Source organism: Brevundimonas sp. GW821-FHT12E07 (assembly GCF_058807035.1).
Genome location: NZ_JBXAQH010000002.1, coordinates 609,413 through 630,359 on the forward strand (window position 1 = coordinate 609,413; position 20,947 = coordinate 630,359).

A 20,947-nucleotide genomic window follows, 5' to 3' on the forward strand; every position below is an offset into this window, starting at 1 on the left:
CCGTCCGTCCGACCTCCGTCCGATGACGACGCCTGCCCTGCATGAAGACGACGAACGCCTGCGCCCGCTGCTGGCGCGGATCTGGCGCGACTATCTTTCGCGGCACAAGACGGCGCTGTTCGCCTCCATCGCCTGCGCCGCCGTCGTCGGCGTGGTCGCCGCGACCGTGCTGCAACTGCTGGAGCCGGCCATCAACGGCCTGTTCCTGGGCACGACGGTGAAGATCTGGGGCCTGTTCCCCATTCCGCCGTCCGAGGCCCTGTGGGCCATTCCCGCCTTCATCGTCGGCATGGCGGTGATCTGGACCATCGCGGCGCTCGGTCAGGCGGCGCTGGTCAACCGGCTGGGCCACGGCATCGTCGGCGACATCCAGATCCGCCTGTTCGGCGCGATGATCCGCGCCGATCTGGCCCGGCTGCGAAGTCAGCACTCGGGCGCCTTCGTCTCCAGCGTCCTGTTCGACGCCAATCTGGTGCGCGAGGCCTTCACCAACGGGGTGGTCAACTACACCCAGCACGGCCTGACCCTGATCGCCGTCATCGCCTTCATGGCCTGGAGCGACTGGCAGCTGACCCTGATCGTCCTGCTGGGCGTGCCGGCCATCACCTACGTCCTGCGCCGCTTCTCCAAGCGCACGCGCAAGGCCACGACCGGCGCCATGCTGGAGACCGAGAACCTGTCGACCGCCCTGATGGAGAACCTGGACGGCGTCCGGCTGATCAAGATCGAGAACCAGGAAGCCGCCGAAGAGGGCCGCGTCGGCGAGGTGGTCAACCGCCGCCAGCGCCATGTGATCAAGAGCGCCGACTCCAGAGCCTTCGCCGGCCCCTTCTCCAACTTCTTCGCTATGGTGATCGTGGCGGCGGTCATGGCCTATGCCGGCTGGCGCGCGCGCGAAGGCCATATGAGTGTGGGCGAGTTCGCGGCCTTCATCGGCCTGCTGATGTCGGCCGGTCAGTCGCTGCGGCAGGTGACCAATCTGCAGACGGTGATGGCCGAGGGGCTGACGGCGGCGCGCCGCCTGTTCGCCGCCCTCGACATCCAGCCCGAGATCCGCGAGGCGACCGATCCCCATGCCCTGCCGGAGGGGCCGCTGACCGTGGCTCTGGACGGCGTCTCCTTCGCCTATGGCGGCCTGCAGGACGGCGTGGCCCCGACCCTTTCGGACGTCTCCCTGACCGTGAAGCCCGGCGAGACCGTGGCCCTGGTCGGGCCGTCTGGCGGGGGCAAGTCGACGATCCTGAGCCTGCTGCCGCGCTTCTATGACGTGACGGCGGGTGCGGTGACGCTGGGCGGGGTCGACATCCGCGACCTGGCCTTGCCGCAGTTGCGCGACCGCATCGCCCTGGTGACCCAGGAACCCTTCCTGTTCGACGACACCATCGCCGCCAACATCACCTATGGCCGCGAAAGCGTGACCCAGGAGGAGATCGAGGCCGCCGCGCGCGCCGCCGCCGCCCACGACTTCATCACCGCCCTGCCGCAGGGCTATCAGACCCGGGCGGGCGAGGCCGGGATGCGGCTGTCGGGCGGTCAGCGTCAGCGCGTCGCCATCGCCCGCGCCTTCCTGAAGAACGCCCCGATCCTGCTGCTCGACGAGGCCACCTCGGCGCTGGACACCGAGAGCGAGGCCCTGGTCCAGGCGGCGCTGGAGCGGCTGATGGAAGGCCGCGCCACCCTGATGATCGCCCACCGCCTGTCGACCGTGATGAACGCCGACCGCATCCACGTCCTGGAGGCCGGCCGCATCGTCGAGACGGGAACTCACAAGCAGTTGGTCAGGAAGGGCGGCCTCTACGCCCGTCTGGCCAGGCAGCAGTCGCTGGACGGGACCCCGGCGGTGGAAACGGTCGCCTGAGGTGAGGCCGCTCCGCAACCCTGTCATCCAGTCGATCCTGTCCCATGTGCTGGCGGGCTGGATGCAATTCTGCTTCTCCACCATTCGCTGGACCTATGAGAACCGCGGCGTCGCCGAGGGGGTCTGGGCCGAGGGCGGCGGGGTGCTGTGCGCCTTCTGGCATTCGCGCATCGGCCTCAGCCCCTCGTGCTGGCCGCTGGACGTCGCCCAGCCGGCCAAGGCCCTGATCTCCCTGTCGCCAGACGGCCAGTTCATCGCCAAGGCTGTGGCCCTGCAGGGCTTCCCCGCCGTGCGCGGCTCCTCGGCCAACAAGGACAAGGCGGAGGTCGCCAAGGGCGGAACCCAGGCCCTTCGCGACGGGCTGAAGCAGCTGAAGCTCGGCGCCCTGGCCATCACCCCCGACGGCCCGCGTGGACCGGCCCGGCAAATGGCCGAGGGCCTGCCCCTGATGGCGAAACTGTCCAAGGCGCCGGTCCTGTTCATCGGCATGAGCTGCAGCCCGGCGATCCGGCTGAACAGCTGGGACAAGGCCATCCTGCCCCTGCCCTTCGGCAAGGGCGCCATCGTCTGGGACATCGACCGCTTCCCCGCGGACGGCGATCTGGCCGAGGTGGCGTTGGACTGGACCGCGAAGCTGAACGCGGTCGAGGCGCGCGCGGACGCGATCACGGGTTTGGAGCACCAGTGAGATGGCGTTCCCCGTTAGCAGCTTCCCGTTTGCCCGGTTCAGCCTGTTGAGCGCTGATCGTCAGGCCGAGCTGAATAGCTCCTACAAGCAAACTCAAGATGGCGACGAAAGCCATGATGATTTGAACGGAGTGATCGGCGGAAGCGGATTTGTGTTTCATGACGCTAGACCCTTAGCTGTGAAGCCACGAGCATCCGGCCGCCCGGAGGTTCGCAACGCGCTTGTCGGGATATTCGGCCCTCGAAAGTCCCGCCTTCAACGCACGCAGATGGTGACGTCACGACTTCCCAGAGAACAATGCACCGAAGCTACAAGCTTCACCGTTACGACCTCTTCTTCGGGCAGCTGGCATAGATTTACGGGCCGCAACGCGGTCCTTGGGACGCTCTCGTGAGCCCCGCTCTCCTCCTCTATCGTCTGATCACCCGGATGCTGGAGCCTCTGGCGCCGCGCCTGCTGGATGCGCGGGTCAAACAGGGCAAGGAGGACCCGGTCCGGGTCGACGAGCGGCTGGGCCTGACCCGCATGGCGCGGCCGGCAGGCGACCTCGTCTGGCTGCACGGCGTCAGCGTGGGCGAGACCCTGTCCCTGCTGCCGGTGATCGAACGGATCAGGAAGGCGCGGCCCGAGCTGACGGTGCTGGTGACCTCCGGCACCCTGACCTCGGCGACCCTGCTGGCCCAGCGGCTGCCCGCCGGGGTGATCCACCAGTTCGCGCCCGTGGACGGGCCCCATGCCGTCGCCGCCTTCCTCGATCACTGGAAGCCGAGCCTGGGCGTCTTCGTCGAGAGCGAGCTGTGGCCCAATCTGATCGCGGCGGCGAAAGCGCGGGGCGTGAAGCTCGCCCTCGTCAGCGCCCGCATCACCGAGAAGACGGCCAGGGGCTGGGGCCGCTTCCCCGGGGCGATCCGCCAGATCCTGTCGCGCTATGACCGCATCCTGCCGCAGGATCAGGCCTCGGCGGAACGGCTGGAACGGCTCGGCGCGCGCGTCGACGGGCTGGTCAATCTCAAGCTCTCCGGCGCGCCCCTGCCCCACGATACAGCCGCCTTCAGCCGCCTGAGCGCCGCCATCGGCGACCGGCCGGTGATCGTCGCGGCCAGCACCCATGAGGGCGAGGAGATCGCCATCGTCCATGCGCTCGACGCCCTGCCCGTGCGGGTCTGTCTGGTCATCGTGCCGCGTCATCCCGAGCGGGCGGGCGAGATCGCGGGGCTGCTGACCCACGACGGCTATCGCTTCGTGATGCGGTCGCGCGGCGGCCAGCTGGACGGCGGCACCGACCTCTATATCGCCGACACCCTGGGCGAGCTGGGCCTGTTCCTGCGGCTGGCCGATGTGGTGGTCATGGGCGGCAGCTTCGGCCCGGCCATCGGCCAGGCTTCCGTCGGCGGGCACAATCCGCTGGAGCCCGCGCGGCTGGGCAAGCCGTCGGTCTCGGGCGCTGACTATCCGAACTGGATCGAGGTCACCGAGGCCCTGCACGAGGCCGGCGGCCTGATCGTTGTCGCCGCGCCCGCCGACCTGCCGCACGTCATCACGCCGTTGCTGGACAACCCCGCCGCCGCCCGGGCCATGGGCGAACGGGCGAGGAAGGCCGCCGCAGACGCGGGCGCGGGCCTCGACCGGCTGTGGGACGCGCTGCAGCCGCTGCTGCCGCCGGCTGGAGGTCGGCGATGAAGCTCTCGACGCCGCGCTGGTGGTACATCCGGAATAGCAACCACGCCCGGGTGACCCGCACCCTGTTGAAGCCGGCGTCGTGGCTCTGGGCCGCCGTGACCGCGTCACGGATCGCGAAGGCGGCGCCGGTCGATCCGGGCGTTCCGGTCGTCTCGGTCGGCAATCTGACGGTCGGGGGCTCGGGCAAGACGCCGGTGGCGCGCGAGACCCTGCGGCTGTTGCGTGCGGCGGGGATCGAGGCCGCCGCCCTGTCGCGCGGCTATGGCGGGACGCTGAAAGGACCGCTGCGGGTCGATCCGGCCGTCCACAACGCCGCCGACGTCGGCGACGAACCCCTGATGCTGGCGATCGACAGCCCGGCCTGGATCTCGGCCGACCGGGTCGCAGGAGCCGAGGCCGCCGTGGCCGCGGGGGCGAAGGCGCTGGTTCTCGACGACGCCCACCAGAACATGAAGCTGAAGAAGACGCTCAGCCTGATCGTCGTGGACGGCGAGACGCGTGGCGAGGAATGGCCGTTCGGCGACGGCTCGGTCTTCCCGTCGGGGCCGATGCGCGAGCCGCTGAAGGCCGGACTGGCCCGCGCCGGTGCGGTGGTGGTCTTGCTGCCCGCCGACCTGCCCGAGGCCGACCCGGAGCTGGTCGCCACCTTCGGCGACCTGCCCGTCTTCATCGCCCGGCTTGAGCCCGCCGGACCGCCGCCCCCGGGGCCTCAGGTTGGTTTCGCCGGCATCGCCAAGCCGTGGAAGGTCGAACGGTCGCTGATCGCGGCGGGCTGTGAGCTGATGGACTTCGCCCCCTTCCCTGACCACGCCGACTACCGGCCCGAAGACCTGCGCTTCCTCGCCGAACGCGCCGAACTGCACGGCGCGGGGCTGGTCACCACGGAAAAGGACTGGGTCCGCCTGAGCCCCGAATGGCGCGCCAAGGTCGTGTCGTGGCCTGTGGTGGCGCGGTTCGAGGATGAAGCGGGCTTCGCCGCCTTCCTGCTTCAGTCCTCGCGGTAGACGACCCCGCCCTTCATCACGAAGGCCATATGCTCCAGCGTCGTGACGTCGCTCAGCGGGTCGCCATGGACGCCGACGAGGTCCGCCGGCATGCCGACCGCGATCTTGCCTGCCTGATCCGAGATGCGCAGATGCTCGGCCGCCCCGACCGTCGCCGCCTGCACCGCCTCCAGCGGGCTCAGCCCGGCCCGGACCAACAGAGCGAACTCCTGGGCGTTGTCACCGTGGGCCGAGACGCCCGTGTCGGTCCCGAACGCGATCCGCACCCCGCCCTCATGGGCCCGGCGGGCCATGTCCAGCATCTTCGGCCCCGCCTCCAGCGCCTTGGCCGTCTGGGCCGGGGTCAGGAAATTGTTGGGGCCCGAGGCGATCCGGTAGACGAAATCGCCCGCCAGCAGGGTCGGGACCAGCCAGACGCCGTCGCGGTGGAACAGGCGGATCGACTCGTCGTCCAGATAGGTGCCGTGCTCGATCGAGTCGCCGCCGGCGCGCAGGAAGGCGTTGATGCCGTCGGTGCCGTGGGCGTGGGCGGTGACCTGGCGGCCCATGCGGTGGGCGGACTCGACGATGGCCTTCAGCTCTTCGTCGGTGAACTGCTGGGCCAGGCCGGCGGCGGTGTTGGACAGGACCCCGCCCGTGGCGGTGATCTTGATGATGTCGGCGCCCGACCGGACCTGCAGCCGTACGGCGCGCATGCAGTCGTCAGCGCCCGAGCAGACGCTCTCCGGCGACAACAGGTGCATGATGTCATCGCTGAAGCCGTTCACGTCGCCATGGCCGCCGTGGATCGACACGGCCGAGCCCGCGGCGATCACGCGCGGTCCGGGCACGTCGCCACGCCGGATGGCGTCCCTCAACGCGAAGATGGCCTCGTTGGACGCGCCGAGGTCCGCGACCGTGGTGAAGCCCGCCATCAGGGTCTTGCGCGCGTAGCCGGCGCCGACCATCGCCTGATCCGCATTGGACTGGGTCACCTCGTCCAGCCGGCTGTTCGCGCCCTGCTGGCTGGTCAGATGGACGTGGCTGTCGATCAGGCCCGGCAGGACGAATTCGTCCCGCAGATCAACGATATGACCCTCACCGACAAAGCCGTCGCGGATTTCGACGACTTTGTTCCCTGCGATCACGAGAGTTTTATCGCGCTGCACAACACCGGTCGACGGATCGGCCAGAAGTCGCCCGACTTGGACGAACGTGGTTCCCGTATCGGGAGAATTAGCCGGGGGCGTGGGGGTTTGCGCGGCGACGCTTCCGCCAAACGCCAGACACAATAGCCCTAAGGCTACGCTCACCTTGGTCATAAACCCCTCCTGAAAACAGCCGCTTCACCATAGCGAGGAAAGGTTCCGCGCCAAGGCTCAGGTTGGCCCGGCGGGAATTTCATGGGACACGTTAGGGCATAACATCAACCGCGCGAGGGGCGTCGCATGCGGCTTTCGAGACGAGGCCTTATTCTGGGCGGATCGGCGATGCTCGCCGGTTGCGCCACCAACCAGGCCGTTCAGGCCCCGGTTCAGCTTGCACAGGCCGCCGTCCCGGTTCCGCCTCCCGCGCCGCGCGTGGTGGTCCAGCAGACCCAGTACACGCCGCCGCCGCTTGACCCCTATCGTCAGGTCCGGCCCGAGCTGATGCAGCGCGCCATGCAGGCCCTGGACGTGCACCACGACCGCCTGCCGCTGCGCGACCGCATGTATCTGGTCGACTTCCAGAAATTCTCGGGCGAGGAGCGTCTGTACGAGGTCGATCTGTACAGCGGCCAGGTCAAGGCCTTCCGCACCTGCCACGGCCGCGGCTCGGATCCGCAGCATTCGGGTTACGCCCGCAACTTCTCCAACACCCCGGAAAGCTACATGTCCTCGGTCGGCGCCTATGCCACCGCCGGCGCCAGCTGGGGCGCGTCCCAGGGCCCGAACGTCCTGCTGGACGGGCTGGAATACACCAACAACCTGGCCCGCGAGCGCGCCATCATCGTCCACGGCGCCAACTACGCCGATCCGGACTTCCTGGCCCGTGAAGGCAAGCTGGGCCGCAGCTACGGCTGCTTCTCCACCGCCCACACCGACCTGCCCGCCCTGCGCGAGCGCATGGGCACGGGCCGGCTGCTGTTCGCCTGGGCCTAGGCTCTACTCTCTGTCGAGAGCCCGCCAGCCGATGTCGGAGCGGCTGAAGCCGCCCGGCCAGTCGATCTTGCGCACCGCCTCATAGGCGCGTTCACGGGCCTGGGCGATGTCGTCGCCCTCGGCGCAGACGTTGAGGACACGGCCGCCGGCGGCGACCAGCTGGCCGTCCGGACGGCGTTTGGTGCCAGCGTGGAAGACCTGAACGTGAGGGCCGAAATCCTGTTCGGCGCCGCGGATGATCGAGCCTTCCAGCGGGCTGTCGGGATAGCCCTTGGCGGCCATGACGACACAGATGACCGTCTGGGGCTTGAAGGCGGGCGGCGCGACCCTGGACACGTCGCCCCGCGCGCAGGCCAGCAGGACGGGCACGATGTCTCCGGCCAGCCGCATCATCAGGACCTGGCACTCCGGATCGCCGAAGCGGGCGTTGTATTCCACGACCTTGGGACCCTCGGCCGTGGCCATCAGCCCGACGTAGAGGACCCCGCGATAGGGCGCGCCCTCGGCCGCCATGCCGGTCATGGTCGGGGCGACGATGTCGCGTTCGACGATCTCGACCAGTTCGGGGGTGAAGACGGGCGCGGGGGAATAGGCGCCCATGCCGCCGGTATTGGGGCCGATGTCGCCGTCGAAGGCGCGCTTGTGGTCCTGGGCGCCGCCGAACAGCACCGCGCGCTGACCGTCGCACAGGGCGAAGAGGGAGCCCTCCTCCCCGTCCATGAACTCCTCGATGACCACCCGGGCGCCGGCCGTGCCGAAGCGGCCGCCCAGCATGCGCTCGATCTCGGCCTCGGCGTCGGGCTTGTCGGGGCTGATGGCCACGCCCTTGCCGGCGGCCAGACCGTCGGCCTTGATCACATAGGGGGGCTTGAAGACGTTCAGGGCGGCCTTGGCGTCGGCGACGCGGTCATAGACGCCGTAGCCGGCCGTCGGAATCTCGTGCCGCTCGAGGAAGCCCTTGGAGAAGGCCTTGGAGGTTTCCAGCTGGGCTGCCTTCATCGTGGGGCCGAAACAGGGAATGCCCGCCGCCGCCAGACGGTCGGCGAGGCCGGCGGCCAGCGCCACCTCGGGCCCGACCACGACCAGGTCCGCCTTGATCTCGCGCGCCAGGGCGGCGAGGCCGTCGGCGTCGTCGGCCTTCAGGTCGGGGACCAGTTCGCCGAGCTTTTCCATCCCCGGATTGCCGGGCGCGATCACCAGTCGCTTCGTCAGCGGCGAAGCGGCGATTTTCCAGGCCAGGGCGTGTTCGCGCCCTCCCGATCCGACAAGCAGGATGTTCATGCGCGGGCAATGACCGTCTGAGGCGCTTCGGTCAAGCAGTGACTGGGTTTACGAGGCGTTACAGTAACGCCGAGACCACATAGACCAGCACGCCGAGCATGAAGATCAGGCCAATGATCACCCATGGGCTGACGGCGGGCGCATCGCTGCGGCGGCCCAGTTCTTCCTCATAGGGGTCGCGGTCGTCGGGATCGGTTCCGGGGGGATCGGCCATGGGCTGAGGATAGTCGGTCATCGCCGTTTCCGCCAATCACACGACCGCGCTAGTGTGTCGCGATGAGCGACGACTCTTACGTATTCGAGGGCCCGGCCGAGGCGCCTGAGCCCGCGCGGGACAACAATCCGCCCCAGACCATCTCGGAACTGGCCTTCGCCCTGAAGCGCACGCTCGAGGACCGGTTCGGCCATGTCCGGCTGCGCGGCGAGGTGTCCAAGGTCAATTTTCACGCCTCGGGCCACGTCTATCTGACGCTCAAGGACGACAAGGCCGCCATCGACGGCGTGATCTGGAAGGGTTCGGTGCGCGGCCTGGGCGTGCGGCCCGAGACGGGGCTGGAGGTCATCGTCACCGGCAAGATCACCTCCTATCCGGCGCGGTCCTCGTACCAGATCGTGATCGAATCGATGGAGGCGGCGGGCGCGGGCGCCCTGCTGGCCCAGCTGGAGCGGCTGAAGGTCAAGCTGAGTGGCGAAGGTCTGTTCGACGTCGGGCGCAAGAAGCCGATCCCGACCTTCCCTGCCACCATCGCGGTGATCACCAGCCCGACCGGCGCCGTGATCCGCGATATCCTGCACCGCATCGCCGAGCGCTGGCCGTGCCGGGTCATCGTCTGGCCGGTGGTGGTTCAGGGCGACGCCGCCTCGGGTCAGGTCGCCAACGCCATTCGCGGCTTCGACGGCATGACGCCGGATGGGCCGATCCCCCGCCCCGACCTGCTGATCGTCGCGCGCGGCGGCGGCTCGGTCGAGGACCTGTGGTGCTTCAACGACGAGGGTCTGGCGCGGACGGTGGCGGCGGCCTCCATTCCGATCATCTCGGCCGTGGGGCACGAGACCGACACCACCCTGATCGACTTCGTCTCGGACCGTCGGGCGCCGACGCCGACCGGCGCGGCCGAGATCGCGACCCCGGTGCTGGCCGATCTGCGCTTCGCGGTCGCCGATCTGGAACGGCGGCTGGACCGGGCCGGTTCGCGGCTGCTGGAGGACCGGCGCACACGCTTGCGGGCGGTGGCGCGCGGCCTGCCCGCCCGGCCGGAAGAGCTGGTGGCTCTGGCCCAGCAGCGGCTGGACCACGCGTCGAGCCGTCTGGCCTCGGGCCTGCAGCGGAACGCCGACCTGCACGAGCGACGGCTGGTCGCCGTCGGCGGGCGTCTGAGCCGCGCCCTGCTGGACCGGGCCATCGAGCGGCGCGGCGACCGGCTGGAGGGCGTCGCCGCCCGGCTGGCGGTTCCGATCCCGCGCCGGATCGAGCGCGCCCAGGACCGGCTGCACGGCCTGTCGCGCGCCCTGGCCAGCCTCGACCCGAAGAAGCCCAAACCCGGCTTCGCCCGCATCGACGACGAGACCGGACGCATGATCGCCAGCGCCGCCGCCCTGTCCCCCGGCCAGGCCGTGACCCTGGTCTTCCCCGACGGGTCGAAGGGGGCGAGGATCGACGGCGGAGGCGAGGCGCCCACTGCTGCGCCGGTGCGTGCGGCCCCGCCCCGTGCGGCGTCGAAGCCCAGGCCGGGCCCGGTCGATCAGGGCGACCTGTTCTAGTGACGCAGTCTTGATGGCGAAGGTCCCCGACCCGCGCTATCTTCCCCCCCCATGAACGCCATCGATCCCTCCTCCGGCCCCGCCTCCCTGCACTACGGCGACGGCGAGTTCGCCGTGCTCAAGCCAGGGCCCTATGTGCTCTGCGCCGTGTCGGGCAAGACCATTCCGCTTGAGGCGCTGCGCTACTGGTCGGCGGAACGGCAGGAGCCCTACGCCAGCCCGGCCGAGGCCCTGACCCGAATGGTCGCCGGCAAGTGACACCCAGCCGTCGGGGTCTGATCGTCGGCGCCGGATCGGCCCTGCTGGCCTCCGCAGCGCCCGACCTTGCTTTCGCCGACGAACCCAGCCTGACGTTGAACGGCCAGTGGAAGCAGGGCGGCTTCGCCTTCGGCCGCACCTGGCCCCGCGCCGCCATCTATGTCGACGGCGAGGCCCTGACGGCGGCGTCGGAGCATGGACTGTTTGTGGTCGGTTTCGATCGCGACGCCGGCCCCTCGACCACCATCGAGGCGCGCTCGGCCCTGACCAGCCTGAGCCGGACCCTGGACATCGCCCCCGGGACCTTCCCCGAGAGCCGCATCGATGGCCTGCCGCCCGCGACGGTCGAACCGACCGACCCGGCCCTGCTGGAGCGGATCAAGGAAGAGGCGGGGCTCAAGGCCGTCGGCTTCGCGAGCAAGGCCGACACCGACGACTTCCGCGACGGCTTCGTATGGCCGCTCGAATCCTACCGGATTTCAAGCCTGTGGGGCGCACAGCGGATCCTGAACGGCACCCCCGCCCGGCCCCACTACGGCATCGACCTGGCGGCGCCGCAGGGGACTTCGATCCGGGCCCCGGCCGACGGGGTCGTGGCCTTCAGCCGTTCGGGCATGCATTTCGAGGGCGGCCTCGTCCTGATCGACCATGGCCAGGGTCTGGTCAGCTGCTACCTGCACCAGTCGCAGATCGACGTCGCCGTGGGCCAGAGGCTGGTGCGGGGTCAGGAGATCGGCCGCGTCGGCATGGAGGGACGCGCCACCGGCCCGCACCTGTGCTGGCGCATGAAATGGCGCGACCGGAACATGGACCCGTCGCAGATGGTCGGGGCCTCGGCGCCGACAATCTCAGGTTAGAAAGCTTAACCGTAGCGGGTTGAGAATTGTAACTTGGATGGACCGGGCGCGACTTCGGCGCCTAACATACAGCTGTGCGTGCCGGATTCGGCGCTACGGTCAGAATAAGCTCAATGTCATCTCTTCACGCGCTCAGCGTCCTGCTGGTCGACGATAACCAGCCTATGCGCGTGATCGCGTCCGCGATTCTGCAGTCCGCCGGCATCCGCAAGATTCGCGAGGTCGGGGACGGCGCCGCCGCGCTCGAGGCCCTGCGCGAGGCGCCCGTCGACATCGCCATCGTCGACTTCAACATGTTCCCGCTGGACGGGGTCGAGTTCACGCGTCTGGTCCGCAACAGCCCGGACAGCCCCAACCGCTATCTGCCGATCATCATGATGACCGGCCATTCCGAGCGGGCCCGGGTGATGGAGGCGCGCGACGCCGGGGTGACCGAGTTCGTGGTCAAGCCGATCACCGCCAAGGCCATCTTCGACCGCATCCAGGCCGTGATCGTGCGCCCCCGCGCCTTCGTGAAGACCGACGACTATTTCGGGCCGGACCGCCGCCGCGCAAACGCCGCGGGCTATGAGGGGCCGTTCCGTCGGATCACCGACCAGAAATAGGCTTCAGGCGTCGATCGGGCCGAGCGCCTGATAGACGCTGTCGGGCCAGCGTTTGTGGACCCAGAACCAATCCTCCGGGACCTCGCGCACCCGATCCTCGACGAAGCTGTTGGCCGCCTGGATGCCGCGCAGGACGTCGCCGGCCTTGTCGCCGGTGTCCGGAACCGCGATCGGTTCATGCGCGGTGACGCGGAAGCGCACGCCCGGCAGACGCACCACCGACAGCGGCTGCATCACCGTGCCGAACTTCAGGGCCAGACGGGCGGCGCCCGGCGAAGCGTTCACCGGCTCATCGAAGAAGCGGACCTCGGGGCCCTGATTGTATTTCTGGTCGACCAGCAGGGCGATGGAATCGCCGCGTTTCATCCCGGCCATCAGTTCGCGCGTGCCGTCGCCCTTGGGCGCGAACAGGCGGATGCCGTAGCGTTCGCGGCTCTGGCGGATCAGGGCGTCGACATAGGGGTTGTTGGCGGCGCGATAGGTGACCTGACAGGGCACGCCGGCCGACATGATCACCGCCGCCATGACCTCGAAATTGGCCAGATGGCCCGAGATCAGCACCACGGGCCTGCCGCTGTCGCGCACGGCGTGCAGCCGCTCCAGACCCACGACCTCGACCCGGCCGCCCTCGGGCGTCAGCCTGTCCATCACCGCCAACTCGGCGAAGGTCCGGCCCGTCCGGTCCCACTGCTCGACCGCCAGCCGGTCGCGCTCGGCGACGGGCATGTCGGGGAAGGCGATCTTCAGATTGCGGCGGACGATCTTGTGGGTGCCGACCAGCGGGCCGAGGGTCCGCAGCAGCCAGCCGCCGAAGTTAGAGGCACGCTCGACCCCCAACGCCCTGAGCAGGGCGAAGAGGGCCGCGAACGCCACGGCCTCGATCCGCCAGACAATGTCTTGCCCCAGCGGAATCCTGTGGTCTTCACCAGGCAATCGTCAGTCCGCCGTCCACGACCAGGGTCTGGCCCGTCACATAGGCCGCCGCCGGGGAGCAGAGATAGACGGCGGTGCCGGCGATCTCGTCCGGCTGGCCGATCCGCTTCAGCGGATTGGGCTCGACGGTCTTTTCGAGGATCTCGGGGTTCTCCCAGAGGTATTTGGCGAAGTCGGTCTGGACCAGGCCGGGGGCGATGCAGTTGACCCGCACGTTCGACGGCCCGAACTCCACCGCCAGGTTGCGCGCCAGCTGCATGTCGGCGGCCTTGGAGACATTGTAGGCGCCGATCAGGGCGTTACCGCGAAGCCCGCCGATCGAGGAGATGATCAGGATCGCGCCGTCCTTCCGCTCCAGCATCTGGGGCGCGACCATGTTGATCAGCCAGTGGTTGGCAAGGACGTTGTTGTGGAAGATCTTCTCGAACTGCTCGTCGGCGATGCCCGCCATCGGCCCGGCATAGGGGTTGGACGCGGCGTTGCAGACCAGGATGTCGACCTTGCCGAAGGCCGAGTTGGTCTCGTCGACCAGCCGCTGCAGGTCTTCCTTGGAGGCGATGTTGGCGGGAACGGCGATGGCGGTCCCCTCCCCGTATTTGCCGTTGATCGCCTCGGCGACCTCGTCGCAGGGCCCGGCCTTGCGCGAGGAGATGACGACCTTGGCGCCGTGTTCGGCCAGCCGTTCGGCGATGGCCTTGCCGATTCCCTTGGACGAGCCGGTGATGATCGCGACCTTGCCGGTCAGATCGAACAGTTCCATCGCGTATCCCCTTGTGTTTTCGTTGTCGTTTGCGGGTTTCGTCCCGGGTTTCTTTCCGCGACGCACTAGCCGATCCGTCCTGATACCCTGATACTCAGGCGATTCCACCCGGAACCTCGCCTGATCCTCAAGTCGGGGCTCCCCAGTCTGGCAGCCGATGCGCGCAGTAACGTCCGCCCTCCTGTTCTTCGGCTACGTCTTCCTGGCGATGACGGTGGGCGCCTTCCTGTGGCGACTGGGCCTGGGCGGCGGCTCGGCCTTCGCGGCGACCGTGGGGACGCTCGGCGTTCTGGGAACCCTGCATCTGTTCATCACCGGCGGGTCGCAGCGCAAGGCCCTGCGCGCCGAGATCGCCCAGGTGCGTGAGGCGCACCGCCTGCTGGCCGATGCGATGGAGTCGACCCAGGGCGCCCTGACCGAACTGGCCCAGGCCATCGAGGCCGGCGCCCTGACCAACACCGAGGAGCTGACCGGCGAGGTCCGCATCCTCGAAGGCCTGATCCAGCAGATGAGCGAATCCATCGAGGAGCGGCTCACCGTCACCCCGATGGTCGCGCCCGACAGCCCCGACGCCATCCGCCGTCAGCAGGGCAATATCCTGCTCAAGACCGTTCACGACGCCCTGTCGGAAAACCGCGTCGACCTCTACCTCCAGCCGGTGGTCAGTCTGCCGCAGCGCCGGACCATCTTCTACGAGAGCTTCACCCGCCTGCGCGACGCCACCGACCGCGTCATGATGCCGGCCGAATATCTGTCGATCGCCGAGGGCGAGGGTCTGGTCCCCGCCATCGACAACCTGCTGCTGTTCCGTTGCGCCCAGATCGTGCGCCGGCTGGCGCGTCAGGACCGCAAGGTCGGCGTCTTCTGCAACGTGGCCCTGTCCTCGCTGGGCGACGAGACCTTCTTCCCGCAGTTCCTCGACTTCCTGTCCGAGAACCGCGACCTGAACCAGGCCCTGATCTTCGAACTGGGTCAGGCCAATTTCGACGCGCGCGGCGCGGTCGAGGCCCGCAACATGGCCCGTCTGGCCGACCTCGGCTTCCGCTTCTCGATCGACAAGGTCCAGACCCTGGACCTCGACTTCAACGACCTTCAGCGCTCCGACGTCCGCTTCGTGAAGGTCGCTGCCGACCTGCTGATCGAACAGCTGCTGGATCTGGACGGCGGCTCGCCCATCCCGTCCCTGCGCGACATCCAGGCCGCAGACTTCGCCCATCTGACCCGCCGCTACGGCATCGAGGTCATCGCCGAGAAGTGCGAGAACGAGCGCCAGATCGTCGACATCCTTGAGCTCGACATCTCCATGGGTCAGGGCCACCTGTTCGGCGAGCCGCGCGCCATCAAGGAGCAGGTGCTGGCCGAGACCGACCCGCCCGCCGACTTCGTCCGCTCGACCCTGCTGTCGGCCGAGAAGCGGCGTCGGTTCGCCTAGAACCAGGCCTTGAGGCCGGCGACGAAGCGGACATCGTCCGCCTCCCCCGTCAGATCGCGCGTCTCGCCAAACCGGCGGGTCCATTCGACGCCCGCATAGGGGGCGAACTCGCGGCGGATTTCGTAGCGCAGGCGCAGGCCCAGCTCGAGCGAGGACAGACCCGAACCCACCTCAATCTCCGGAACATCCGAGGCCGCCAGCGTGATCTCGGCCCGCGGCTGCAGGATCCAGCGCTGGGTGAGCCTCTGATCGTACTCGGCCTCGATCCGGGCCGAGAGATCGCCCTCGGTTGAGACGAAGGCGGCGGCGTCGATCTCGAACCAGTGGGGCGCCAGACCCTGCACGCCGAGCACGAGGTCGGTCGTGTCCTTCAGGTCGGACCGGAAGGTCTGGCGCACCCCGGCCTGCAGGTCCCAGAAGGGCCGGATGGCGCGGCTGTAGAGGGCCTGGACCTCAGCCTCCTCGAGCTTCGCACCGCCCTCCCCCTCCGACTTCCACCAGAAGCGGTTGATGTCCCCGCCGGTCCAGCCCTGGGCGTCCCAGAGATATGTCGTGTCGCCGTCTCCGAATCCGGCCTCCAAGCGGTCGATGACCAATCCGGTCGTGCGCACGTCGCCGTTCTCGGCCAGCATGGCGTCGCGCGCGGCCGCCATCGCGGCGGGATCGAAATACTGGTCGGCGGCGTGGGCCGGGCCGGTCAGGGCGGCGGCGGGCGTCGGCTGGCGCGCGGGCCGTCCGGCGTCGTCTGCGCTGGTCGGGGCGTCCGGCGGGCCCATGGTCATGCCGGGCATGCTCATGCCGCTCATGTCATGTCCGGCGTGCGGGTCGGCCTGGGTGGGCTTGGCCGGGCTCTGGGCGGGCGTCTGGGTCGAGGGCGCCATCGTCATTCCGCTCATGTCGTGGCCCGCGTGGGGATCGGCCGCCGGTGTCTGACTTTGGGCGAGCACAGGGGTTGCGACGGCCAGCGGCAGCAGGACCGGAAGCAGGGCGCGCATCAGACCTCTCCCTCCAGAGGCCGCACGGTGACGAGGTTGAACATCCCCGCGTGCATGTGCATCAGCAGATGGCAGTGGAAGGCCCAGTCGCCCGGGGCGTCGGTGGTCAGGTCGAAGGTCACCTTCGAGCCCGGCGCGACATTGACCGTGTGCTTGAGCGGCTGACGCCCGCGCGGCCCGCCGGTCACCAGTTCGAAGAAATGGCCGTGCAGGTGGATCGGGTGGGACATCATGGTGTCGTTGACCAGGGTCACCCGCACCCGCTCGTTGCGCTCGAACCGGATCGGCTCGACCAGCTCGGAGAATTTCCGCCCGTCGAAGCCCCACATGAACCGTTCCATGTTTCCGGTCAGGTGAATCTCCAGCGACCGCGACGGCGGCCTCTGATCCCGGTTGGCGGTCAGGGCGACGAGATCGGCATAGACCAGCACCCGGTGGTCGACGTCCTGAAGCCCCAGCGGCCGCTCGCCCAGCCGGTTGGCCGGATCGGGCGCGATCATGTCGACCCCGACACCGACCGCCATCTCCGCCGGTGCGTTGTCCGGATCGCGCATGGCCCCGGGAGAGTGGTCCATGGCCCCGTGGTCCATGCCGCTCATGCCGGAGTGGTCCATCCCGGCCATGCCGCCCATGCCGCCCATGCCCATATCGCGCATGGTCAGGTTGGAAACCGGCCTCAGCGGCGGCGCCTCGGCCCGCATCCCGCCGCGGGGAGCAAGCGTGGCGACCGCCATGCCCGACCGGTCGATGGCCTCGGCGACGAGGGCGAAGGCGCGGTCCTCCGTCGGGCGGACGATGACGTCATAGGTCTCGGCGACCGAAATCTGGAACTCGTCGGTCTCCACGGGGCGTACATCGCAGCCGTCGGCCGCGACCACCGTCATCGGCAGGCCCGGGATCCTGAAGTTGAAGATCGACATGGCCGAGGCGTTGATGATCCGCAGCCGCACCCGCTCCCCCGCGCGGAACAGGCCGGTCCAGTTCTGGTCCGTCGCATGGCCGTTGATCAGATAGCTGTAGGTCGTGCCGTTGACGTCGAGGATGTCGCGCGGGTCCATCCGCATCGATCCCCACATCCGCCGCTCCTCAAGCCCCATCCGGTCCGAGCCGTCGATCAGCCCGGCGAGCGTGGTGCGCTGATGGTTGAAATAGCCGGGGCTCTTCTTCAGCCGGTCGAGAATCTGATGCGGATGCAGGGCGCTCCAGTCGGACAGCACCAGTACATGCTCGCGGTCGTATTCGACCGGATCGGGTGTCAGGGGGTCGATGATCAGCGGACCGTAGAGGCCGATTGCCTCCTGCATGTTGGAGTGGCTGTGATACCAGTAGGTCCCGTGTTGTCGGACCGGGAACTCATAGACGAAGGTCTCGCGCGGCCGGATGCCGGGGAAGCTGATGCCCGGCACCCCGTCCATCTGGAAGGGCAGCAGCAGGCCGTGCCAGTGGATCGAGGTATCCTCGTCCAGGGTGTTCGTCACCGACAGCCGCGCTGTTTGCCCCTCGCGCAGCCGGATCAGCGGCCCGGGCAGGCTGCCATTGACGGTCACCGCATGGGCCGTCTTGCCGCCTGCGGTAAACATCTGATGGCCGATGCTGAGGGCGATGTCGGGGCCGGACAGGGGGTCGGCCAACGATCCCGGCGACACCGTCCGCGCCCAGGCCGGGGTCAGTCCCTGCAGCATCGCCAGGCCGCCGCCGAGCGCGCCGCCCCTCAGAAGCGCCCGCCGATCAAGTCCCGTCGAAGCCGTCAAACTCAAGTCCTCATTCGCGTCGCCCCTCATCGGATCCGACGGGGCGTGTCTTTCACAGTTGGCCATTCGACGCACGTCACGGAACGATCACCGACGCATTTGTTGCGCCCGGAAGGACCGCGAGCTAGCTAGCCCACGACGTCGAGGGAGTACGACCAATGCGTATCGCCATGATCGGCACCGGCTATGTCGGGCTGGTGTCCGGAGCCTGTTTCGCCGATTTCGGTCACAACGTTACATGCATCGACAAGGACGCGGGCAAGATCGAGCGCCTGCACCGGGGGATCATGCCGATCTATGAGCCCGGACTGGACCGTCTGGTTGAAACCAATGTCAGCGGCGGGCGCCTGTCCTTCGCCGTGGACGGGACCGAGGCCATCAAGGCCGCCGACGCGGTCTTCATCGCCGTGGGCACGCCCTCGCGCCGCGGCGACGGCCATGCCGACCTGAGCTTCGTCTATGCGGTCGCCGAGGAGGTCGCAGCTCTGATCGACGGCTTCACCGTCATCGTCACCAAGTCGACCGTGCCCGTCGGCACCGGCGACGAGATCGAGCGCATCATCCGCGAACGCCGGCCGGACGCCGACTTCGCCGTCGTCTCCAACCCCGAGTTCCTGCGCGAAGGCGCCGCCATCGACGACTTCAAACGCCCCGACCGCGTCGTGGTCGGCGTCGAGGACGACCGCGCCCGCGCCGTCATGGCCGAGATCTATCGTCCGCTGAACCTGAACGAGAGCCCGCTGCTGTTCGTCGGCCGCCGCACCTCGGAGCTGATCAAATACGCCGCCAACGCCTTCCTGGCGCTGAAGATCACCTTCATCAACGAGATGGCGGACCTGTGCGAGGCCGTGGACGCCAATGTCCAGCAGGTCGCGCGCGGCATCGGTCTGGACAACCGGATCGGCTCGAAATTCCTGCACGCCGGCCCCGGCTACGGCGGCTCCTGCTTCCCGAAGGACACCCTGGCCCTGGTCCGCACGGCCAGTGACGCCGGCACACCCGTCCGGCTGGTCGAGACCACCGTCGCCGTGAACGACGCCCGCAAGAAAGCCATGGCCGGGCGTGTGGAAAAGGCGCTGGACGGCAATCTGAAGAACAAGACCGTCGCAGTCCTGGGCCTGACCTTCAAGCCGAACACCGACGACATGCGCGATGCGCCGTCACTGGACGTCGTCCCCGCCCTGATCGCCGCCGGCGCCACGGTCCAGGCCTTCGACCCCGAGGGCATGCATGAGGCCGGCAAGATGCTGACCGGCGTCGAGTTCAAGTCCGACCCCTATGAGGCTATCACCGGCGCCGACGTTCTGGTCATCCTGACGGAGTGGGACCAGTTCCGGGCGCTGGACCTCGACAAGGTCAAGCTGCTGCTCAAGACCCCGACCGTCGTCGATCTGCGAAACATCTACCGTCCCGACGACATGCGCGCCCGGGGTTTCAAATACGCCTCGATCGGCCGGTCCTGAGGGCGGTGGTCTCACCGGCCTGTCGCAGGCCGGTGAGAGATAACCAGCCTTACTGCGCGGCCGGCTTCGGCATGGCCGAGCGGAACTCGACGTTCGAATTGGCGATCAGCCAGACCAGCGCTGTCCAGGCGGCGACATTCTGGTTCAGCTGGGCCGGGTCGATCTTGTCGAGCGTATCGTTGGCCGTGTGGTGCAGGTCGAAGTAGCGGGTCCCGTCCTGGCTAAGGCCGAAGACCGGCACCCCCGCCTCGGCCAGCGGCCCGATGTCCGATCCGCCTTCCGTCTCGGGCTTCGAAGAGGCTAGAACGCCGATGGGATAGAGAACGCGAGTCGCGATCCGCTGGAACGCCGAGCCTTGCGAGCCCGGCGGCAGGTCCAGGGCGAAGACGCGGTCGGCGCCGAAGTCGCTCTCGCCCGCGATGATGTGGTCGGCGACCTTCGCCTCGCCCTGCTCCCGCACATAGGCGCCGCCGCCGTTGCCGGTGTTGGTGGGCTGGGCCACCTCTTCCGAACCGTACAGGATCACGCGGATGGTGCGCTCGGGGCGCTGGCCGCTCTCGGCGATGGCCTTGGCCGCGGCGATGGTGATGGCCCCGCCCGCGCCGTCGTCGATGGCGCCGGTGCCCAGGTCCCAGCTGTCCATATGCGAGCCCAGGACGATGACCTCGTTCGGCCGCGTCCGGCCCGGCAGGTCGGCGATGACGTTCTGGGAGTGGGTCTCATACAGATGGGCGGTCGAGGACAGGCGCACCCGCACCGTCTGGCCGAGCTCCATCAGGCGGGCGATCTGGTCGGCGTCGGGGTTGGAGACTGCGAAGGCCGGGATGGCCACCTTGCCGTCCACATAGCGGGTCGTGCCGGTGTGCGGCAGGCGGTTGTCGTCGGAACCGACCGAGCGGATCAGGAAGGCCGCCGCCCCTTTCTTCGCCGCCACATCGGGACCGGCGCCGCGAATGCGGGTCTGCGGGCCATAGCCCGAGCCGTCCTGCATGGCGTGCATCTGGCCGACGTCGACGAGGGCGATCTTGCCGGCCAGCGAGCCGTCGGGCGCCGCCTGAAGGGCCTCGAAGCTGGAGAAGCGCACCACCTCGGCCTCGACCCCACCCTCGGGCGTGGCGGGCGAATGGCCCAGGGCCGCGACGGCCAGGGGCTGCGGATTGTCGCCGAGGATGGAGCCGCTGTCCTGACCGCGCTCCCAGCCGACCAGCGGGAACTCCTGGATGTGGACGTTCTGGAAGCCGAGACCCTTCAGGTATTCGGCGGCCCAGGCGGCGGCGGCCTGTTCGGAGTGCGAGCCCGCCGGGCGTGGCCCGAAGCGGGTCGTCAGCTGGGTGACGTAGTCGAGGGCGACGTTGGACGACATGGCCTTGTCGCGCAGCTGCTCGGCCTGACGGATGGTCGCCTCGTCCTGTGCGGAAGCCGCGAAGGGGGCGGCGGCGAAGGCGAGCGCGATGGCGCTGGCGGCGAGCAGGCGGCGGGACATGGGACGACTCCGGACAAA

General features: G+C 68.8%; 20 protein-coding genes. 11 read left to right on the top strand and 9 right to left on the bottom strand.

Annotation, left to right across the window (positions count from 1 at the left end; genetic code table 11):
* The first annotated feature begins 22 nt into the window (after positions 1-22).
* Positions 23-1,858 (top strand): ABC transporter ATP-binding protein, encoded by a 1,836-nt coding sequence (locus AC1ROD_RS11180; RefSeq protein ID WP_492948314.1) that lies wholly within the window; start codon positions 23-25, stop codon positions 1,856-1,858.
* Position 1,859: 1 nt separating this feature from the next.
* On the top strand, positions 1,860-2,546 hold the full coding sequence (locus AC1ROD_RS11185) for a lysophospholipid acyltransferase family protein (protein ID WP_492948315.1): 687 nt from the start codon (positions 1,860-1,862) through the stop codon (positions 2,544-2,546).
* On the opposite strand, the gene AC1ROD_RS11190 is transcribed toward AC1ROD_RS11185, so the two are convergent.
* Positions 2,524-2,706 carry a hypothetical protein gene (locus AC1ROD_RS11190; RefSeq protein ID WP_492948316.1) on the bottom strand — a complete coding sequence of 61 codons (183 nt, stop codon included), beginning with the start codon at positions 2,704-2,706 and terminating at the stop codon, positions 2,524-2,526. The two genes, AC1ROD_RS11185 and AC1ROD_RS11190, sit on opposite strands and share 23 nt — an antisense overlap.
* 230 nt (positions 2,707-2,936) lie before the next feature.
* Here AC1ROD_RS11190 and AC1ROD_RS11195 point away from each other — a divergent pair, with 230 nt between their 5' ends.
* Positions 2,937-4,226: a 3-deoxy-D-manno-octulosonic acid transferase gene (locus tag AC1ROD_RS11195; RefSeq protein WP_492948317.1), complete on the top strand. Its 1,290-nt coding sequence runs from the start codon at positions 2,937-2,939 to the stop codon at positions 4,224-4,226.
* Positions 4,223-5,230: a tetraacyldisaccharide 4'-kinase gene (gene lpxK, locus AC1ROD_RS11200; protein ID WP_492948318.1), complete on the top strand. Its 1,008-nt coding sequence runs from the start codon at positions 4,223-4,225 to the stop codon at positions 5,228-5,230. The genes AC1ROD_RS11195 and lpxK overlap by 4 nt, the downstream gene beginning before the upstream one ends.
* Here the strand turns inward: lpxK and AC1ROD_RS11205 are convergent.
* Entirely contained in the window at positions 5,215-6,531 is a 1,317-nt protein-coding gene (locus AC1ROD_RS11205; RefSeq protein WP_492948319.1) for a metal-dependent hydrolase family protein, read from the bottom strand. The two genes, lpxK and AC1ROD_RS11205, sit on opposite strands and share 16 nt — an antisense overlap.
* 168 nt (positions 6,532-6,699) lie before the next feature.
* Here AC1ROD_RS11205 and AC1ROD_RS11210 point away from each other — a divergent pair, with 168 nt between their 5' ends.
* On the top strand, positions 6,700-7,350 hold the full coding sequence (locus tag AC1ROD_RS11210) for a murein L,D-transpeptidase catalytic domain-containing protein (protein ID WP_492948320.1): 651 nt from the start codon (positions 6,700-6,702) through the stop codon (positions 7,348-7,350).
* A 3-nt stretch (positions 7,351-7,353) separates the two neighbouring features.
* On the opposite strand, the gene purD is transcribed toward AC1ROD_RS11210, so the two are convergent.
* Together purD and AC1ROD_RS11220 are read right to left on the bottom strand one after the other, a co-directional pair.
* Positions 7,354-8,631: a phosphoribosylamine--glycine ligase gene (gene purD / locus AC1ROD_RS11215; protein WP_492948321.1), complete on the bottom strand. Its 1,278-nt coding sequence runs from the start codon at positions 8,629-8,631 to the stop codon at positions 7,354-7,356.
* Positions 8,632-8,689: 58 nt separating this feature from the next.
* Positions 8,690-8,866, bottom strand: a complete 177-nt coding sequence (locus AC1ROD_RS11220) for a hypothetical protein (protein ID WP_492948322.1) — start codon at positions 8,864-8,866, stop codon at positions 8,690-8,692.
* Positions 8,867-8,907: 41 nt separating this feature from the next.
* Here AC1ROD_RS11220 and xseA point away from each other — a divergent pair, with 41 nt between their 5' ends.
* The 4 genes from xseA to AC1ROD_RS11240 all read left to right on the top strand — a co-directional run bounded on the left by xseA (position 8,908) and on the right by AC1ROD_RS11240 (position 12,112).
* Positions 8,908-10,392, top strand: a complete 1,485-nt coding sequence (xseA, locus tag AC1ROD_RS11225; RefSeq protein WP_492948323.1) for an exodeoxyribonuclease VII large subunit — start codon at positions 8,908-8,910, stop codon at positions 10,390-10,392.
* A gap of 51 nt (positions 10,393-10,443) precedes the next feature.
* Positions 10,444-10,650, top strand: a complete 207-nt coding sequence (locus AC1ROD_RS11230) for a DUF2093 domain-containing protein (protein WP_492948324.1) — start codon at positions 10,444-10,446, stop codon at positions 10,648-10,650.
* Positions 10,647-11,507 carry a M23 family metallopeptidase gene (locus tag AC1ROD_RS11235; RefSeq protein ID WP_492948325.1) on the top strand — a complete coding sequence of 287 codons (861 nt, stop codon included), beginning with the start codon at positions 10,647-10,649 and terminating at the stop codon, positions 11,505-11,507. Before AC1ROD_RS11230 ends, AC1ROD_RS11235 begins: the two co-directional genes overlap by 4 nt.
* A 113-nt stretch (positions 11,508-11,620) precedes the next feature.
* The gene (locus AC1ROD_RS11240) at positions 11,621-12,112 is read left to right on the top strand and encodes a response regulator (RefSeq protein WP_492948326.1); all 492 of its coding nucleotides are present in this window, start codon (positions 11,621-11,623) and stop codon (positions 12,110-12,112) included.
* Between the two features lie 3 nt (positions 12,113-12,115).
* On the opposite strand, the gene AC1ROD_RS11245 is transcribed toward AC1ROD_RS11240, so the two are convergent.
* Both AC1ROD_RS11245 and AC1ROD_RS11250 read right to left on the bottom strand, forming a co-directional pair.
* Positions 12,116-13,018: a lysophospholipid acyltransferase family protein gene (locus AC1ROD_RS11245; RefSeq protein WP_492948450.1), complete on the bottom strand. Its 903-nt coding sequence runs from the start codon at positions 13,016-13,018 to the stop codon at positions 12,116-12,118.
* A gap of 16 nt (positions 13,019-13,034) precedes the next feature.
* Positions 13,035-13,805 carry an SDR family NAD(P)-dependent oxidoreductase gene (locus AC1ROD_RS11250; RefSeq protein ID WP_492948327.1) on the bottom strand — a complete coding sequence of 257 codons (771 nt, stop codon included), beginning with the start codon at positions 13,803-13,805 and terminating at the stop codon, positions 13,035-13,037.
* Between the two features lie 157 nt (positions 13,806-13,962).
* On the opposite strand from AC1ROD_RS11250, the gene tipF reads away from it, so the two are divergent.
* The gene (gene tipF, locus AC1ROD_RS11255; RefSeq protein ID WP_492948328.1) at positions 13,963-15,237 is read left to right on the top strand and encodes a flagella assembly cyclic-di-GMP phosphodiesterase TipF; all 1,275 of its coding nucleotides are present in this window, start codon (positions 13,963-13,965) and stop codon (positions 15,235-15,237) included.
* Here the strand turns inward: tipF and AC1ROD_RS11260 are convergent.
* Both AC1ROD_RS11260 and AC1ROD_RS11265 read right to left on the bottom strand, forming a co-directional pair.
* Positions 15,234-16,232, bottom strand: a complete 999-nt coding sequence (locus AC1ROD_RS11260) for a copper resistance protein B (RefSeq protein ID WP_492948329.1) — start codon at positions 16,230-16,232, stop codon at positions 15,234-15,236. The two genes, tipF and AC1ROD_RS11260, sit on opposite strands and share 4 nt — an antisense overlap.
* Positions 16,232-17,914, bottom strand: coding sequence for a copper resistance system multicopper oxidase (locus AC1ROD_RS11265; RefSeq protein ID WP_492948451.1), 1,683 nt, complete (start codon positions 17,912-17,914; stop codon positions 16,232-16,234). The genes AC1ROD_RS11260 and AC1ROD_RS11265 overlap by 1 nt, the downstream gene beginning before the upstream one ends.
* Positions 17,915-18,141: 227 nt before the next feature.
* On the opposite strand from AC1ROD_RS11265, the gene AC1ROD_RS11270 reads away from it, so the two are divergent.
* The gene (locus AC1ROD_RS11270) at positions 18,142-19,446 is read left to right on the top strand and encodes a UDP-glucose dehydrogenase family protein (RefSeq protein WP_492948330.1); all 1,305 of its coding nucleotides are present in this window, start codon (positions 18,142-18,144) and stop codon (positions 19,444-19,446) included.
* 49 nt (positions 19,447-19,495) lie between these two features.
* Here AC1ROD_RS11270 and AC1ROD_RS11275 read toward each other — a convergent pair whose 3' ends face one another.
* Positions 19,496-20,929, bottom strand: coding sequence for a M20/M25/M40 family metallo-hydrolase (locus tag AC1ROD_RS11275; RefSeq protein WP_492948331.1), 1,434 nt, complete (start codon positions 20,927-20,929; stop codon positions 19,496-19,498).
* Positions 20,930-20,947 lie beyond the last annotated feature (18 nt).

Excerpts from the sequence above, each read along its gene's own strand:
- tipF (WP_492948328.1), top strand. The coding sequence starts at position 13,963 with ATGCGCGCAGTAACGTCCGCCCTCCTGTTCTTCGGCTACGTCTTCCTG.
- AC1ROD_RS11270 (WP_492948330.1), top strand. The coding sequence starts at position 18,142 with ATGCGTATCGCCATGATCGGCACCGGCTATGTCGGGCTGGTGTCCGGA.
- AC1ROD_RS11260 (WP_492948329.1), bottom strand. The coding sequence starts at position 16,232 with ATGCGCGCCCTGCTTCCGGTCCTGCTGCCGCTGGCCGTCGCAACCCCT.
- AC1ROD_RS11265 (WP_492948451.1), bottom strand. The coding sequence starts at position 17,914 with ATGCTGCAGGGACTGACCCCGGCCTGGGCGCGGACGGTGTCGCCGGGA.
- lpxK (WP_492948318.1), top strand. The coding sequence starts at position 4,223 with ATGAAGCTCTCGACGCCGCGCTGGTGGTACATCCGGAATAGCAACCAC.
- AC1ROD_RS11220 (WP_492948322.1), bottom strand. The coding sequence starts at position 8,866 with ATGACCGACTATCCTCAGCCCATGGCCGATCCCCCCGGAACCGATCCC.
- xseA (WP_492948323.1), top strand. The coding sequence starts at position 8,908 with ATGAGCGACGACTCTTACGTATTCGAGGGCCCGGCCGAGGCGCCTGAG.
- AC1ROD_RS11275 (WP_492948331.1), bottom strand. The coding sequence starts at position 20,929 with ATGTCCCGCCGCCTGCTCGCCGCCAGCGCCATCGCGCTCGCCTTCGCC.
- AC1ROD_RS11210 (WP_492948320.1), top strand. The coding sequence starts at position 6,700 with ATGCTCGCCGGTTGCGCCACCAACCAGGCCGTTCAGGCCCCGGTTCAG.
- AC1ROD_RS11180 (WP_492948314.1), top strand. The coding sequence starts at position 23 with ATGACGACGCCTGCCCTGCATGAAGACGACGAACGCCTGCGCCCGCTG.
- AC1ROD_RS11205 (WP_492948319.1), bottom strand. The coding sequence starts at position 6,531 with ATGACCAAGGTGAGCGTAGCCTTAGGGCTATTGTGTCTGGCGTTTGGC.
- purD (WP_492948321.1), bottom strand. The coding sequence starts at position 8,631 with ATGAACATCCTGCTTGTCGGATCGGGAGGGCGCGAACACGCCCTGGCC.
- AC1ROD_RS11190 (WP_492948316.1), bottom strand. The coding sequence starts at position 2,706 with ATGAAACACAAATCCGCTTCCGCCGATCACTCCGTTCAAATCATCATG.
- AC1ROD_RS11250 (WP_492948327.1), bottom strand. The coding sequence starts at position 13,805 with ATGGAACTGTTCGATCTGACCGGCAAGGTCGCGATCATCACCGGCTCG.
- AC1ROD_RS11230 (WP_492948324.1), top strand. The coding sequence starts at position 10,444 with ATGAACGCCATCGATCCCTCCTCCGGCCCCGCCTCCCTGCACTACGGC.
- AC1ROD_RS11240 (WP_492948326.1), top strand. The coding sequence starts at position 11,621 with ATGTCATCTCTTCACGCGCTCAGCGTCCTGCTGGTCGACGATAACCAG.